Annotated in this window: 18 protein-coding genes; 10 read left to right on the plus strand and 8 right to left on the minus strand. The window is 61.6% G+C overall.

Annotated features, from left to right (window positions below):
- Positions 1-68 precede the first annotated feature (68 nt).
- Both ACEK02_RS26950 and ACEK02_RS26955 read left to right on the plus strand, forming a co-directional pair.
- Positions 69-1223 carry a hypothetical protein gene (locus ACEK02_RS26950; protein ID WP_371424536.1) on the plus strand — a complete coding sequence of 385 codons (1155 nt, stop codon included), beginning with the start codon at positions 69-71 and terminating at the stop codon, positions 1221-1223.
- A 473-nt stretch (positions 1224-1696) separates the two neighbouring features.
- On the plus strand, positions 1697-2230 hold the full coding sequence (locus ACEK02_RS26955) for a hypothetical protein (protein ID WP_371424537.1): 534 nt from the start codon (positions 1697-1699) through the stop codon (positions 2228-2230).
- A 43-nt stretch (positions 2231-2273) separates the two neighbouring features.
- Here the strand turns inward: ACEK02_RS26955 and ACEK02_RS26960 are convergent, their stop codons facing one another.
- The 3 genes from ACEK02_RS26960 to ACEK02_RS26970 are packed head-to-tail and all read right to left on the minus strand — an operon-like array spanning position 2274 to position 4629.
- On the minus strand, positions 2274-2873 hold the full coding sequence (locus ACEK02_RS26960) for a GIY-YIG nuclease family protein (protein ID WP_371424538.1): 600 nt from the start codon (positions 2871-2873) through the stop codon (positions 2274-2276).
- Between the two features lie 17 nt (positions 2874-2890).
- Positions 2891-3646: a hypothetical protein gene (locus ACEK02_RS26965; protein WP_371424539.1), complete on the minus strand. Its 756-nt coding sequence runs from the start codon at positions 3644-3646 to the stop codon at positions 2891-2893.
- The gene (locus ACEK02_RS26970) at positions 3640-4629 is read right to left on the minus strand and encodes a hypothetical protein (protein WP_371424540.1); all 990 of its coding nucleotides are present in this window, start codon (positions 4627-4629) and stop codon (positions 3640-3642) included. The genes ACEK02_RS26965 and ACEK02_RS26970 overlap by 7 nt, the downstream gene beginning before the upstream one ends.
- Before the next feature lie 144 nt (positions 4630-4773).
- Here ACEK02_RS26970 and ACEK02_RS26975 point away from each other — a divergent pair, with 144 nt between their 5' ends.
- Entirely contained in the window at positions 4774-4977 is a 204-nt protein-coding gene (locus ACEK02_RS26975) for a hypothetical protein (RefSeq protein WP_371424541.1), read from the plus strand.
- 20 nt (positions 4978-4997) lie between these two features.
- On the opposite strand, the gene ACEK02_RS26980 is transcribed toward ACEK02_RS26975, so the two are convergent.
- The 3 genes from ACEK02_RS26980 to ACEK02_RS26990 all read right to left on the minus strand — a co-directional run bounded on the left by ACEK02_RS26980 (position 4998) and on the right by ACEK02_RS26990 (position 6587).
- The gene (locus ACEK02_RS26980; RefSeq protein ID WP_371424542.1) at positions 4998-5207 is read right to left on the minus strand and encodes a hypothetical protein; all 210 of its coding nucleotides are present in this window, start codon (positions 5205-5207) and stop codon (positions 4998-5000) included.
- Between the two features lie 138 nt (positions 5208-5345).
- Positions 5346-5570 (minus strand): hypothetical protein, encoded by a 225-nt coding sequence (locus ACEK02_RS26985; protein ID WP_371424543.1) that lies wholly within the window; start codon positions 5568-5570, stop codon positions 5346-5348.
- 741 nt (positions 5571-6311) lie between these two features.
- Positions 6312-6587, minus strand: a complete 276-nt coding sequence (locus ACEK02_RS26990; RefSeq protein WP_371424544.1) for an HU family DNA-binding protein — start codon at positions 6585-6587, stop codon at positions 6312-6314.
- A 150-nt stretch (positions 6588-6737) separates the two neighbouring features.
- On the opposite strand from ACEK02_RS26990, the gene ACEK02_RS26995 reads away from it, so the two are divergent.
- From ACEK02_RS26995 to ACEK02_RS27025, 7 genes are all read left to right on the plus strand, one after another.
- Positions 6738-7124 (plus strand): hypothetical protein, encoded by a 387-nt coding sequence (locus ACEK02_RS26995; RefSeq protein WP_371424545.1) that lies wholly within the window; start codon positions 6738-6740, stop codon positions 7122-7124.
- Between the two features lie 813 nt (positions 7125-7937).
- Positions 7938-8105: a hypothetical protein gene (locus ACEK02_RS27000; RefSeq protein ID WP_371424546.1), complete on the plus strand. Its 168-nt coding sequence runs from the start codon at positions 7938-7940 to the stop codon at positions 8103-8105.
- Positions 8106-8306: 201 nt separating this feature from the next.
- Positions 8307-8717 carry a hypothetical protein gene (locus ACEK02_RS27005; RefSeq protein ID WP_371424547.1) on the plus strand — a complete coding sequence of 137 codons (411 nt, stop codon included), beginning with the start codon at positions 8307-8309 and terminating at the stop codon, positions 8715-8717.
- A gap of 517 nt (positions 8718-9234) precedes the next feature.
- The gene (locus tag ACEK02_RS27010) at positions 9235-9915 is read left to right on the plus strand and encodes a hypothetical protein (protein ID WP_371424548.1); all 681 of its coding nucleotides are present in this window, start codon (positions 9235-9237) and stop codon (positions 9913-9915) included.
- Entirely contained in the window at positions 9912-10772 is an 861-nt protein-coding gene (locus ACEK02_RS27015) for a nucleotidyl transferase AbiEii/AbiGii toxin family protein (protein ID WP_371424549.1), read from the plus strand. Before ACEK02_RS27010 ends, ACEK02_RS27015 begins: the two co-directional genes overlap by 4 nt.
- Before the next feature lie 130 nt (positions 10773-10902).
- Entirely contained in the window at positions 10903-11883 is a 981-nt protein-coding gene (locus ACEK02_RS27020) for a site-specific integrase (protein ID WP_371424550.1), read from the plus strand.
- A gap of 61 nt (positions 11884-11944) precedes the next feature.
- Positions 11945-12619 carry a Fic family protein gene (locus ACEK02_RS27025; protein ID WP_371424551.1) on the plus strand — a complete coding sequence of 225 codons (675 nt, stop codon included), beginning with the start codon at positions 11945-11947 and terminating at the stop codon, positions 12617-12619.
- 16 nt (positions 12620-12635) lie between these two features.
- On the opposite strand, the gene ACEK02_RS27030 is transcribed toward ACEK02_RS27025, so the two are convergent.
- Positions 12636-13199 carry an RES family NAD+ phosphorylase gene (locus ACEK02_RS27030; RefSeq protein ID WP_371424552.1) on the minus strand — a complete coding sequence of 188 codons (564 nt, stop codon included), beginning with the start codon at positions 13197-13199 and terminating at the stop codon, positions 12636-12638.
- 29 nt (positions 13200-13228) lie between these two features.
- Positions 13229-13818, minus strand: a 590-nt coding sequence (locus tag ACEK02_RS27035) for a hypothetical protein (RefSeq protein WP_371424553.1), incomplete at its 5' end; no start/stop codon positions are given.

A 13818-nucleotide genomic window follows, 5' to 3' on the forward strand; every position in this document is an offset into this window, starting at 1 on the left:
GTCAGGCCGCGCGGCTTGGGCTTCAGAAGGATCTCGAGGGAGCGCTTCGAGCTATTCTTGACGATGATGTGCTGCGTGCCGCCCGCGTGCCGGCGGCGACCGCTGACCCTCATCCTCACGACGTCGCGTTGCTGCAGCGCTACCGCGCTCAGCTCCCGGAGCAGCTGCGGCAATTCCTTCGTGAACACAGTTTCGGGACGCCCTATCCGCGGAAAGCTCTCGATCCGCTCGACGAAATGGCCGCCAATTGGGCGGGCGCGGAATTCGAGTTCGAGGATCCAGTACTTCAGGAAGCCGCCACGGTCCTCCGGGCAGCGAACAGCTCGCTGATGGACCTGGTCTACGAGCGCACCCACGTCATGGATCGAAACCCCAACATGGCCTGGCCGAAGACCGATTATGACGTCAGGCATGGGATTCAGCAGGTGACGCTTGACGCGATCAAAGATCTTAATGCCCGCGCCGAGGCGCTGATAAACGCGATCGACGCCTTCGAGAAGGTTGGGCGGTCGCAGATACGGGTGGCCGCTGCGCCAAACTCTGAGCCGCCTGTCCCGCAGATTGATCCGCGGTGGGAAGCGGCCAGGAATGCGGTCACGGAGCTGTCAGCGGACCGCATGCGTGGCGGCGTTCCCGAGATTGTAGCCTCGCCGTGCATGGTGCTGCGTGTCGTGCCTCTCGCCGCAATGGATCGGCCGCCGCTCAATCCAAAGACCGTCCTGGTCGCAGCGCAGATGTTCCCGCCTGACACGCAAGTCAGGGTTCAATCGGATTCCGACGAGCGCCAATGGTGGAGCTTCGGCATTCCGCTGATCCGAACGGATAATAACCCCGAGACGAATTGGATGACGCGGTTCGTGCGTCCCGGCTGCATCGAGTTCGAAATGACGATAGGCCAAAGGGTCGATAATGATCCCGAGATCGTGGTCGATGGCCGTGAGCTCGAAGCCGCGATCGTCGCGCATCTCGAGCGGCTTGCTAGTGTACTCGCTGCTATCGACCTGACAGGTGCGGGCATCGTTGTCATCGCCTTTCGCGGCATGGAGGATGTGGAACTCTCCCGCTCGCGCCCCGGCGGTCGAAAAATTCGGAAGCCGGAGCTCTTTTTGCCTGAGCTTCAGGTCGAGGATCTCGCGGCACCTATGCACGCGCAACTGCAGGACCAGCTCAACATCCTATGGCAGGCGTCCGGCTGGGCTGACGGCTCGCCGTCTTTCGACTGACCAGACCACACTATGATCCTCAAGCCAGCAAGCTGAAGTCGCTTCGAAGCGGTGGTCGAATATTTCGCGATCTCGCCGACAACACCGGCGATGCCTGCGTGCCTCAGGCATTCCTCCATCGCCAGCAGGACGTTCGTGTCGCTGCCGGCCTCAACATAGATCACCCTGTCGGGATGAAGGTCTGCGAGATGGAGGGCAGGGGCGACCAAGTCGCGCCAGCGCAGCACCAGAACACTGGTCCGTCAATGCGGGCAAGGATTCGGGCCAGAAAGATCGTTGCGCTCGCATCGGCGGCCAAGTCAGTGCTGCCGGCGATTTCATGAAGCGCGCCGCCAGCGATGCCGCCGCCTGGCAGTCGCGAGTCCGACTCGTCTACGCCGGAATGGCTCGCCACCTGTGAAATTCGCCCAAAAAAACAGGCCCAAGCCACGCAGGGGATTCACATTCATCCCAAAGCCACGTAGATTCATGCTATGTTCCAGCAGGCAGACCTCTTCGAACTGGCGGCAAGGCCGCACAAAAGCATGGATATACCGGCGCTCCTGGCGGTCATCGCGGCGGCATCGCCGCGCCCGAAGTTCAGCTACATGCTGCTCCATCTAATCGCAGAGATTGCGGATGAGCGGGGAAGTGCAGGCCCGAACGTCACCATCGATGGCGCCGCCGTGCCAGTCAGAGACTGGCTGTGCGATGCGCTCGTCCCGATGGCCCAGCGCGCCGCGCGCCGTCGCTCGACGGTGGAGGTGGTTCGCGCAGAGCTCGACGAAGCCAAGGCGCTTCCTGCCGATCGCGACGAGGCGGATCGCGTCATTGAGGACAAGGTTCGTGAGCGGGTGCGTCGCTCCGGCCGCTGCAATGTCAGCCGGGCAGTCTCGGATCTGTGTAAGGTTGGACTGCTACGGCGACATTATCAGGGTTTTCGCGTCGATCATCAAAACCGCGGAGCACAGCGCGAAGCGGTCTATACCGTCACGCCCGAAGCCTTGGCGGTCCTGCGGCGGCGGTGAAGATCAAGGATTCGTAGACCCTGGCTTTTCGTAGGGCAGGGGATCAGGTTGGACCCGTACGCCCGCGTCGTCCGTTCGTGGGCTTGCTGAGCTTCAATCGCTCCTGATCCGCCTTCCAAGCGAGATAGTCTTCCTCATTATCGAAATCGGGCTGCTCGAAATTGGTGAACTCATCGCAGTTGATGCAATGATACATCTGCGAGGCGTCCTGAAAGTGCATGCCGCAAAAGCACCCACAAAAGGGGCAGCATTCATCAAGTTCAAGGCTACTCCAGTCCCAAACCCCCAGATATTCGGCCACGCCGTCGCGGTCGTGCCCGACGACCTCGAAGGCATCCGCATTCTTCTCGACAAACCCCTCGATGCCGGCGCGTTGCAAATCATTGAGGATGTCGGCGGGCTGGAGATAGAACCATTCCCTGGCCGTGCTTCCGCCATCCCGGGCAATGTTGCGATCCGCATATTTGGCATGAAGCCGCTTTTCGGTCTCACCGGCATTAGCTGTATCGATCCAGCCTACCACCTTGAGCGGACGAGAGTTACCAGTCTGCAGCGCACCCCGGCGCCCGCGAAGGTTCGTCGCGCGCCCGATTTTCATCCGCCAGTCGGCGTCGTTTTCCTCAAGGATGAAGTAGACCGGCACGATGGTTCCCCGCTGCGTTAGAGGCGGTAGGCGGCTCGCAGGCGCTCCACGACGACATCACGCGTCATGTTCACGTCGAACTTCCTCGGATCGAAGTCCTCCTGGACTTCCACGGCTCGGACGAATGCGCCCATGTCTTCCTGTACGGTCGGAGGCAGCGCATGGCTTGCGTCGGCGGCCAGGAGCTGCAGCATCCGGGCAACATCATTGCGATGTTTGCGGACGTCTTTTTCGTCAATCTTCTCGCCTTCGTCACGGCGCCGGCTCAGATCCAGCCAGGCGCGTGCCTTGAACGGAATGATGGCTGCCTCGTCGAGAACAGGGATGCCGTCGAGTGTGCGCACCATCGACTTGAGGAACTCGTAATAGGCGCTGTCGAGCAGGATGGCCGACAGGCTGGCAGCTTCCTCGTCGATCGGAAGGGGCGTGAGCTGGCTATCGTCGGCGAGCGAGATACCCTCCGGCTGTCTCGAAAATAGCTCGAGCATCGCGGGGAATTCCTTGTTCGCAGGTTTCTGAAACCGATAGAGGACGCGCTTTCCCTCGCTCTGCTGCCGGATTTCATAGCCACCTTCCTCGACGAAGGCCCAAAATCGGTCGGAGAAGGCCGCGTCGAGACCCTCGACGATGAGGACGATGTCCAAATCCTTGGTCGCTCGAAAGTCGAGGCCGACCTCATCCATGAGCAGCTCACAGGCCGCGCCGCCGATCAGTACATACTGGCTGTCATGCCCTTCGAAATGCGCGCGGAAGCGATCGACACCACTTACCATCCAAACGGCTCCAAGAGTTGTTGCGCCGCCTGGGCCACGCGTTCGTCGGGGTCGTTGCGCAGGTTCAGGTGGAGCGAAAGCCGATCCACGACCGCATCTCGCGTCAGCGCGCGCGGATCATAGCTCCACGTCTCGAGTTCGGCGCGATCATCATCGTCGAACGCCAATCCGGTCCTGAGTTCGAGCGTCTGCTGCAAGTGTTTCCATCTAGCCGCGGGGATCGCACGGTGCGGAAAGCGTGGCTCCGCCAGCATCGTATAATGAGCAAGCGCGCTCTCGCCCGCGAGGGGCGCGACATAGTCGGGGAGATTTCCCCTCACGGTTCGGACCTTCCGCACAGGCGACTGCAAGCGGCCTTCGACCGCTTGCCAAAGCTCCCGATCGCGCACGACGAGCTGAAGACGACGCTGGCGGCCGACATGGTGCGGCTTGGCGATCCGCAGCGACTCCAACTCATCCAGGGTGCGGCTCATGCTCATGATCGCCACTTGGAACCGCTCCGACAGCTGGGTCAGGTTCGCCTCATTGAGATCCTCGCCGAGAAGGTTCGCGAGGATCAGGACCTGGGTGGTCGGGCCAAATTTCTCGTTGGCGATCGGTGTCCTGGTCGGCGCGCGCTCGCGCAGGTCAAGCAGAGCCTCAGGGACGTAGAGTTGCGCGCCCGGAGCCAGGAACCCGATCTGACGCTCGACCATCTGCCGGCGAATGGCGGCTGGCACGCTCTCGAGAAGCAGGAGGACCAGGCGAATACCGAGATGCCGGCGGAGAAGGTCGCGGTGCTTGATGAACTCGGCCGTGGCGCCTTGTCCCAGCGAACGCATTGCCACGAGCAGCACCGGCTCGCCATTGAGCTGCCCCTTCCAAAGGCGATAGCGATCCAACAGAAAGTGGGGCAGACCCGGGTCGGCGATAGGCGTCAAGCCCATGCGCATGCCAAAGGCATGATTCACATAGGCCTCGGCCGCCTCTCCCAGGGCGTCCAACGCGGTGATTGGTCGGTCGTCTAGCATCGCAGCGGCTATTTAACACCGCTAATGTTAAAAAGCTATCTCCTGTTAGATAGGATCACGCTAGACAAACATACCTATCGGCTGACCGGCAGCGAGGGTCAGCCGTTGAGCCGGTCCTTGATCGCTTTGGCCGGGGTGAAGGTCAGCTTCTTCGACGCGGCCATGCTGCTCGGCGTGTGTCGTCGCCAAGTCTACCGATTGCTTGATCGATTGCGTGCTGACGGTCCCGAGCCCTGGTTTCCTGGAAGCGCGGCCGTCCGAGCAACCGGGTTGCGGTTGCTGTCGATCATCAAGAGGAGGGGGCTGGCAGCGCACATGTGAGCGTCGCACTTCAGGTGTGCTTAAGGTCTGCTATCTGGTCTCGTTCGAGCAACTGCATCACGCTCCCTTGGATGAAGGATTTCCAACATCATCGTGTTTGCCTGGCGGCGCAGTTTCCCGCATTCTCGGAGCAGGCGTGGGTTGGCAATCGGCGTGACGCTCCGTTCGAGCTGCTGAATCGCTTCGCAAAGGGTCTCGAATGCTTTTTGCATGGCCACTTTTTGATCCATCAACCTCGTTCCGTATGAAATTTGATGGCCGGGGCTTTGGCAGATGGGTCTCGCCAAACCGTTACGATTCAGCGTGGCGGCACGGGTTGCTCGAAAACCTTACGGTTGGCCGCGCGATCCGCGGCCTGAACGGCAAGCTCAGCTTTGAATTGAGTTAGCAGCCTTCGGCGCATCGCTTTCATTGAGTGGGCGAATTACCCACCGATCGATGGTCTCAAGAAGCAAACCGTCTTCGACGTGGTACTGCTTGGCGATTCCTACATATTCGCCATCGGTGAAGCGCATTTCCGAAGGTCGCAGGCCGATCCGGTAGCTCCGGACAGTCCCGTCTTTGCAATGGGCGTCTACAATTCTCTTCGGCATGATCCCGCGGCCCCGCTTCTGCCTCACCATTTGTCCCGGTTAGGCAGCCTGCGGCACGCTCCATCAAAGCGTGCTGGCTTTGAACCGGGTGTTGCAAACCTGCAAAGAGACAGGCGCGAACGCCTTTAAGCCCGAGAGCTCTGGACATACGCGTTCGCCACCCGGTCGATGGAACTCGACCAGTTCTCTTTGCAGGAGGTTTGCACGCCTCCGCCCGCGTCTCAGCGGGCGCGTTCGTCGATAGGCCAAGGCGCTGTTTTATTCGTTAACGGACTCGGTGGCCTTTTGGTTGCAAGGCCGCCCGACATCGTAGGCGGTGATCGTGGATACAATCAACTGCGCCTGGGTGCCGAACGGCTCAGGACTTCATCGCATATCGCTCAGGACTTCGCTGTGGGAATCGAGCCGGGGCAATCACCATTTGGATTGTGACATTTGGGGCCTTCTTCTTACCATGACGTCATGCGAACTCCCTTACGCGCTATTGTCGAGCTGGGCTGTGAATGTGGCGAGCGGCTCGAACTGCCATTTGAAGAAATCCGCGCGTCGTGTGCTGTCTATACGGTGCCAGCCCCAATTCGGTCGGTGCTCGAGCGAGGTTATGCGGCTTAGCGGTTGACTGGAACGAGCTCCTCGCCTGGATGCCCTCCCAGTGCGGCCAAGCTGAAGATTGCCTCCGGCCAGCACGAGCCCCCCAACGAAGGGCCAGGATCGCTCGCGCTGACCGGGGGCTTCTCCGGATCAGCCGTTCAGCCTGTCCTTGACTGCTTTGGCAGGCGTGAAGGCGAGCTTCTTCGACGCCGCGATCTGGATCGTCTCGCCGTTGGCGGGATTGCGGCCCTCGCGAGCGCGGCTGTCCTTCACTTTGAATTTGCCGAAACCGTTGAGGCTGATTTCGTCGCCCTTCGCGGCCGCGTTGGTTATCGCTGCGAACACAAGATCGACCAGCTTACGGGCGTCTGCCTTGGTACCGCCCGTTTCGCTGGCGACGTGGTCGGCAAGATCGTTGTTGTTCATGGAAATCCTTTCAGATGATTGTTGAGCATGACAGCCTTAGTCAGCCTGCGCACAGGGCGCTATGCCGCTTTGCAGGCGCATCACCGGCGGTGATGTGGGTAAATTGAACGGTCACCAGCCCACATGGTCTTTGGGTGATAGGAGCGGCGGATGAGCGAGTGCGATGACCTGAGTGTATCGGTGAACAGGATCGTCGGCGCCACAGCCGAGCAGCTAATCGTGGAGATCAACGGCGAGCGCCGGCCGCTCGCCTGGACGCTCGTGAAAACGGTCCACGCGACGATCGCGGTTCGCGACGAAAATATGCCCATCATGGCATTCGAGATCAATGAAGGCCGGACCCGGCGATCTTTGCTCGTCGGACAAGTCGATGGCGCCTGGGCAGAGCTGAAGGCAGCGCTGCACATCGGGTTGCCGGGCGCTATTCCGGTTGAGGTGTGGGAGCAGGCTCTCATAGATTTGCCTGTGGTGTTGCCGGTCTTTCGGCGAGATTGGAACGCATTAGGCCGTAGGGGCACTTTGTCGCCTGCTTTATGAGAGCTACGGCTCCTATTGAACATTTCCTGCGCGTTTGATCTGCCCCTTCCGGGAAGCCATCGATTTTGCAAATCGACCCTATGGCTGCCGCCGCTGCCCCGGAAGAGACCCCCGTCTCGATGTGCTTTCGCAAACGACGATCTCACGATCATCGATCGCGGTGCGGGTGGTACGGATCACGAGAACGAGCGTCCGTCCCGCAGGGCAGCCGCACCAAGCTGGTTGGCCCCTCAACGAGATGCTCGCCGCGCAGGCGCATCCGACCTCGATCGCCAGCGTCTCACGGCTGAAGACATCGACCGCTGTCCGCGATGGGCCGGGTCAGGATGATGTCCGCCTGCTAGACCTGCAATGACAGGCAATGCGCACATGAATCTGTTGGGCGGATGGGGCAACGGCGAGAGGCTCGCAGTGTTTCGCGGTGATGGTCTCCCGGCGACGGTGTGGTCCTTACGGCCCGTCGCCGGGAGTGCGGGCTTGACACTCGGTGGGAGCCGCGCCCTCGCGGCGCCTGTAGCGAGCCAACTCGGGTTTGCCACCCATACAGGCGACGAAGCGCCCCTCTTTTGAGGCCAATCTATGTCATGCTTGGTCTTCCAACGCCGCAGAAGAGCGCCGAAAAGCGCGTATTTTTTCATTCAATTACAAGCGGTATAGGCGCTTCAAGTTCGATCGCCGCAAGTACGATTTTTCCGTAGCTATCCGGCGAAGGCCGCTATCGACCTACCCATCCGAGCTGGCGAACGGCCGAAAGGTCGGGGTAAGCGACCGTCCGCTTACAGGCGGCAGATGAGCGAAAAGAGGACTCGACCGATGACCGATGCACCCGTGATCGCAAACGAGGACCGCCGCCCGCTCCTCCTGACCCTGGCGCCTTCCCACTATTGCGAGCGGGCGCGCTGGGCGCTCGACCTGCAGGCGATTGTCTATGATGAGAAGCGGCTGGCACCTGGTGCTCACGTGCTGCGCGTCAAGCGTTAGGCGCCTCAGCCACGTCGCTTCCCTTGCTCCTGCTCGGCGACGGTTCGCTATGCCAGAGAAGCGATCGAATTTTAGACTGGACGGGATTGCCCGGCGGGGACGCAGAGATTGAGCGGCGGCTGGAGCAGGCGACGGCGCCGCTCATTCGCCAGTGCCTCTACGCTGGGCTGCTGGCCCGATCCGCGGTCAGGCATTCGCGACGTGCTGCTGCGCGGCACAAGCACGCGCCAGGCGACGATCGGGCGGCTGACCTGGCCGTTGCTGCGGCAACTCATGGCCGCGGGCATGGATGCGCGGCCGCGTCTCCTGCCAGACCTGATCGCGCAAGTGGACCGCGAACTCGACTGGTTCGACCGATTGCTCGCCGAGCGCGGTGATCATCTGGTCGGCCGAGCGTTTGGCCGTGCCGACCTGACCGCCGCCAGCCTGCTGGCGCCCGTCGCCTTGCCGCAGGTGGAACCGGTGAAGAGCCTCTCCGCAGGAATTCGTTGGCCGCGATCGCTTGCACCCTTCCTTGCAAGATGGTCGGATCGGCCGACGCTGAAATGGGTGCGCCATGTGTATGAGGCCCACCGAGCGCCGCTGTGGCGCATGGCTGTCCGGCATGGTTAATGTCTTTTGACAGCCTCTTCGCCTGGCCCCTGGAGATGTTCACACGCGCAGCTGCCAACCAGCGCAAACAATTCCTGGGGATGGTGGCAGAATTTCTGAGCTCGTGGCGAGCCAGTCCTTTCGATGTGCCCGCGAGCGGAGTTGCGCCGGAGGTCGCCTTTGGCAGCGGAGTGGCTGCTGGTCGTATTTGGCATAACGCATTCTGTTGCCCGATCTCGCCGACCTGGATCCACGAACGTGGTGAAAGACCGAGGCGGTCGTCCGCGAGATCCGCGACTGGCTCATCGCCGTCCCTTGCACGAACGTCGCTTCCTGTGTCCGATAAATGCGATTCTCGGACATAGGAATTGGCTTTGAAGGGCAGGCTGGCTACAGCTAGCAGCGGGCGGACGAAATGACGCAGCCACTCGCTTTGGCTTATTGGGCCAATCCGGCGACGTCGCGCGTACCGACCGACCGCTCTGCTCATTTTTAAAAAATCTTGAAACTTTCACTATTCGGAAGTATCAGGAATTTTATGAGCGTCCTTGCATCTACTCTAGCAGATGGAAAGCTGGCTGGTCGTGTCTTCGATGAGCGCCAGCTTAGTGAGGTGGTCGGCGGCAATGCTGCGCGTCGCTACGCGCTCGTCAACCGCGCGCTGAAGGACGGTTCGCTCGTCCGCCTGAAGCGCGGCGCCTATCTTTTGGGCAAATCCTCTCGATCGGAGGCGATCCATCCGTTCGCGGTGGCGCAGGCGCTCGTCCCCGGCAGCTATGTCTCGTTTGAAACTGCCCTCGCTCATCATGGCTGGATTCCCGAGGCGGTCTACGCGACCGCCAGCGTTACACCGGGCCGCAAGACGCTTGAATTCGACACGCCGGTCATGGGCCGATTCACCTTCCACCCGCTCGCCATCCACGAGTATCAGTTCCTGGCGGGCGTGGAGAGGCAGAAGTTGGGTTCGCTCACCGCGTTCGTTGCCTGCCCCTTGCGCGCGCTTATCGACCTCGTCGCCCTGCGCAAGCAGCGCTGGACAAATCTCGACTGGCTGACAAGCGGCTTGCGCATCGACGAGCATCATCTCCTCTCGCTAAAACACAAGGAAATCGCGACGCTGAAAACCGCCTACAAGCACAAAGCTGTCAACGACTTTCTCCGCTCCCTCGAGCTTGCCATCCGCGCAAATCGTTCCCCTTCGCCGGAAGCCTTGCGATGATCGAGATGCTCCAGAAGAAGCTCCGCGATTATGGCGCGACCAATGCCGTCGAGGAGGAGAACGCGACCAAGGAGATCATCCAGGAGATCGCGCTCTACGCCCTCTGGCGCGCCGATTTCTTCGACGTCGCACTTTTCCAGGGCGGCACGAGCCTACGCATCCTGCACGCTCTCCCTCGCTTTTCGGAGGATCTCGACTTCCTGCTGCGCGTGCCGGACGCCGATTTCCAATGGTCACCCTACCTCTCCGCGCTCGTCGAGATCTTCGGTCAGTTCGGCATGAAGCTCGAAGCCCAGCCCAAGGATAGGATGGACAGGGCAGTGCGCGAAGCGATCCTCAAGGACGATTCGATCGCGAGCCAGCTCAACCTCAGTTTTGTGGGGTCAGGCCGGGCCAAGACGATCAGGATCAAGCTTGAGATCGATACCAATCCGCCAGCGGGCTCTGGTGAAGCGACAACCTTCCTCGATTTTCCCGCAGATTATGAAGTGCGGCACCAGGATCTAGCCTCCAATTTCGCCCTCAAAATCCACGCGCTGCTCTGCCGACCCTACCTCAAGGGCCGCGACTGGTTCGACTTCTCATGGTATGTCGCGAGCGGCGTGTACCCAAACCTCCCGCTCCTTGCCGCCGCATTGCGACAGGCGGGGCCATGGCACGCCCAGCACGACCTGCCTGTTGACAGCGAGTGGCTGATCGCGGCGCTAAAGACGAAAATCACGTCCATCGACTGGGGCGCAGCAGCGGCCGATGTGAACCGCTTTCTGCGACCTGTAGAGGCGAAATCGCTCAGCCTGTGGAGCGAGCGCTTCTTCCACGCCAAGCTCGACCAAGTCGCTAGGAGCGCACCAGAGTGACAGCCATGCTCCATGCGCGCTCCAATCTGCCCACAGCGCGTCGTTCCGATGGTGCGGGCGGCAGGAGAAACCACTGCCGGTCCAAGGTCGGCGCAGGGTCGCGCTGCTGATGGGCCGTGACCTGCTTCCGTTGTCAACCAATCTCCCGGCCGACCTCCTTGCCGAGATCGATGGCGCGCGCGATACGCTGGCGGCGTCCAAGGCAAGCTCCACGCAGAAAGCCTATGCTTCGGACTGGGAACGCTTCTGCGACTTCTGTGATGCGCGCAATGTCGAAGCGCTGCCCGCACACCCCGACATTGTCGCGCTGTTCGCCCACGTGGAGGCCGAAGCGGGGATCGCGCCGGTCACGATCGGCCGGCGCGTCGCGGCGATCAATCATCATCACAAGGAGGCGGGTCTTGCCTCCCCCACCGCGCGCGATGCTGCCGGTGTCATCGCGCAGATGATGGCGGGCGTGCGCCGCAAATATGCGCGAAAGAAGGATCAGAAGGCGCCGGCAGCGGCGGACGTCCTGACCGCCATGCTCGCGACGATCACGGGCGCAGGCCTGCGCGCCAAGCGCGATCGCGCGATCCTAGCGGTCGGCATGGCGGGCGCGTTTCGCCGTTCGGAAATAGCGGGCATGCGATTGCCCGATCTCGAATTCGAAACCTCGGGGGTGCGGATATCGATCCCTCGTTCGAAAGGCGACCAGGACGCCGAGGGCCAGGAGATCGCGATCCCTGAAGGCCGACATATCCGGCCGGTGAGCCTCCTCAACGACTGGCTCGAGGCTGCCGATCTGATCGGGTTTGATCCCGCCACCGGCAAGCCCCGGACAGGCCCGGTGTTTCGTCGGTTGACGCGTGGGGACGTGCTGACGGCCGACCCGATCACCGACAAGACCGTGGCTCGTCTGGTCAAAGCCTGCGCGTCGGCGGCAGGGCTCGACCCAGCCCTGTTCTCCGGGCATTCCCTGCGCGCGGGCTTCCTTACCGAGGCGGCCGCGAAGCGAGCGAACCTGTTCAAGATGAAGGACCACTCGCGCCACAAGTCGCTCGACACAGTCGCTGGCTATGTCCGCGATGCCGCAATGTTCGACGACCATGCGGGGGAGGAGTTTTTGTGATGCCGGACTGTCCCGCTATTCCGGCCTCAAAGCGAAGCTCGAGACCTCGAAAGAGATGGCAATGACGACAGCGCCAGAATGGCAGGCTTATGTCATGCCCAATTACGATGCGGCGATGACGCAGGCCTGCATGGCTCTTCAACAGCGCATCCTTATCGATCCCGCCTACCGTTCTTCCATACTGGCCGATCCCCGAGACCTTCACCGCGCCTTGTTCGCCGGATTCACACCGCCCGGCTTTGCCGAATATGCCGGCACCTACAGGGGAACGGTCCGGACGTCGCTCGAGCGGCGGCGCTCAGGTGCATCGCAGATATTCAGCCCGCAAAAGAGCTTCTCGTTCGAAAAGCCGGAGAGGGTCGCCGCAGCGCTCGATTTCCTCCTGTCCGAGGTCCGACGCGAGCTGGTACCGGCCAGGTCGGCTGCGCCTTTCGTACAGCTCCTGACCCTGACCCATCTCTTCTGCTGGTTCGGCAAAATCCACCCGTTTCTCGATGGCAACGGTCATATCCAGCGAGCCCTGTTCGCCGCCGCGGCTACCGAACTCGCAATCCCGCTCGCCACCCGCTTCGCGATCCACCCGCGCCCGTTTGATCGGCTGCTCGCCTGGCCGCTGGAGATGTTCACACGAGCCGCGCCAGACCAGCGCGAGCATTTCCTCGCGATGACGGCCGAATATCTCAGTTCGTGGTTGGCCGGCCCCTTCGATCTGCCGGCAAGCGGCATTGCGCCGTAAGCGATTGAGCCCCGGTTCAGAGCTCGATCAGCGTATAGCCACGATCGGCGAGCAGCTTCCGGGTCCACTCCTTGCTAAGGGGGACGCCTTCGGCATTGAGCGAAATTGCTGTGTCGGCCCGATCGAACAGTGCGACGCAAAGCTCATCGCTGTCGAACCGCGATCGGTATTGGATACCGTCGAGGCTAGTGCTCCTATAAATGTCCGCGGCAATCTGCTGCGGCACCGTATAGGCGCCTGGGTTATCAACCGGGTCGAAATCGGCCGAGACGCCGGCAGTCGTGGTCTTGAACCAGCCGAGGCCCGGTCCATGGACCTTGGCCAGGCGGACAGGCCGTGTCGTGGTGAAGTTTGCGGCGCGTCTCCTGGCGACCTGATCCCAAAGGACATCGCGATCCTTCGGCGTTCGCAGCAGCGCTTCCGCAAAGGGGCCGACTAGCGTCTTTCCCAGATAGAGCACCCCGAATTTGCCTTCCGGATCGTCCCACCGCCAGGTCGCGTCCCTGCGGCCATACCATCTGGCAGCCACCGTTGCGCCGTGGACCCGATGCAGCACCCTGCCGGCGGCGATCGTCGCCACGGGCATCTCACCTTTCGCCGCCACTGGCGTCAGTCTTCGAGCGTGCGGGCGAACCGCGCGACGCGATCGACCTCCGCGTCGCTGCCCTTGAGAAGCGCGATCGGGCTCATTCCATCAAGACCCTCATCACCGCTCACGAGGAACTGCAGGACGGCCCATCCAGACGTTTGCGGAGCGGCATTGAGGACTCTCGCAATTCCCGGCAGGATCGCGTTCCCGTCGAACTGAAACACCGGGAACAGCTTCGTCCCATTGTCCTCGACCATCAACAGTCGGCGATCTTTCACCGCCTTATAGACCGCCTGAATCGTCTTGTGTCCAAGCAGGGTGCGCACCTTCTCCGCAGTCAGCGCCCCTCCCGCCGCGTCGATCAACCGTCGCTTGAAAGCGATAGCGTTCGTGATCCTCTCTGCGGCCTCCGGGTTGTCCGTTTCGACCGCTGGAATGCCAAGAGCCAGATGAAAGACCAAGCTGGGCACGTCGATGCTGCTGATGGCGGCCGCCTTTGCCGCCGCAGGCATCATTTTGATGATGCGATCGGTGCTTGCCACTATGCGGTCGTGGAGGACACGATCCGCATCAACGAAACCCATATTTGCCGGACGAACCATTCGATCAT

It is taken from the genome of Tardiphaga sp., from assembly GCF_041424195.1.
Taxonomy (GTDB): Bacteria; Pseudomonadota; Alphaproteobacteria; order Rhizobiales; family Xanthobacteraceae; genus Tardiphaga.

What these genes read in the sequence shown, in the direction of transcription:
- ACEK02_RS26955 (WP_371424537.1), top strand. Translation starts at nt 1,697, where the DNA reads ATGTTCCAGCAGGCAGACCTCTTCGAACTGGCGGCAAGGCCGCACAAA.
- ACEK02_RS26965 (WP_371424539.1), bottom strand. Translation starts at nt 3,646, where the DNA reads ATGGTAAGTGGTGTCGATCGCTTCCGCGCGCATTTCGAAGGGCATGAC.
- ACEK02_RS26980 (WP_371424542.1), bottom strand. Translation starts at nt 5,207, where the DNA reads ATGGATCAAAAAGTGGCCATGCAAAAAGCATTCGAGACCCTTTGCGAA.
- ACEK02_RS26985 (WP_371424543.1), bottom strand. Translation starts at nt 5,570, where the DNA reads ATGCCGAAGAGAATTGTAGACGCCCATTGCAAAGACGGGACTGTCCGG.
- ACEK02_RS26990 (WP_371424544.1), bottom strand. Translation starts at nt 6,587, where the DNA reads ATGAACAACAACGATCTTGCCGACCACGTCGCCAGCGAAACGGGCGGT.
- ACEK02_RS26995 (WP_371424545.1), top strand. Translation starts at nt 6,738, where the DNA reads ATGAGCGAGTGCGATGACCTGAGTGTATCGGTGAACAGGATCGTCGGC.
- ACEK02_RS27000 (WP_371424546.1), top strand. Translation starts at nt 7,938, where the DNA reads ATGACCGATGCACCCGTGATCGCAAACGAGGACCGCCGCCCGCTCCTC.
- ACEK02_RS27010 (WP_371424548.1), top strand. Translation starts at nt 9,235, where the DNA reads ATGAGCGTCCTTGCATCTACTCTAGCAGATGGAAAGCTGGCTGGTCGT.
- ACEK02_RS27015 (WP_371424549.1), top strand. Translation starts at nt 9,912, where the DNA reads ATGATCGAGATGCTCCAGAAGAAGCTCCGCGATTATGGCGCGACCAAT.
- ACEK02_RS27025 (WP_371424551.1), top strand. Translation starts at nt 11,945, where the DNA reads ATGACGACAGCGCCAGAATGGCAGGCTTATGTCATGCCCAATTACGAT.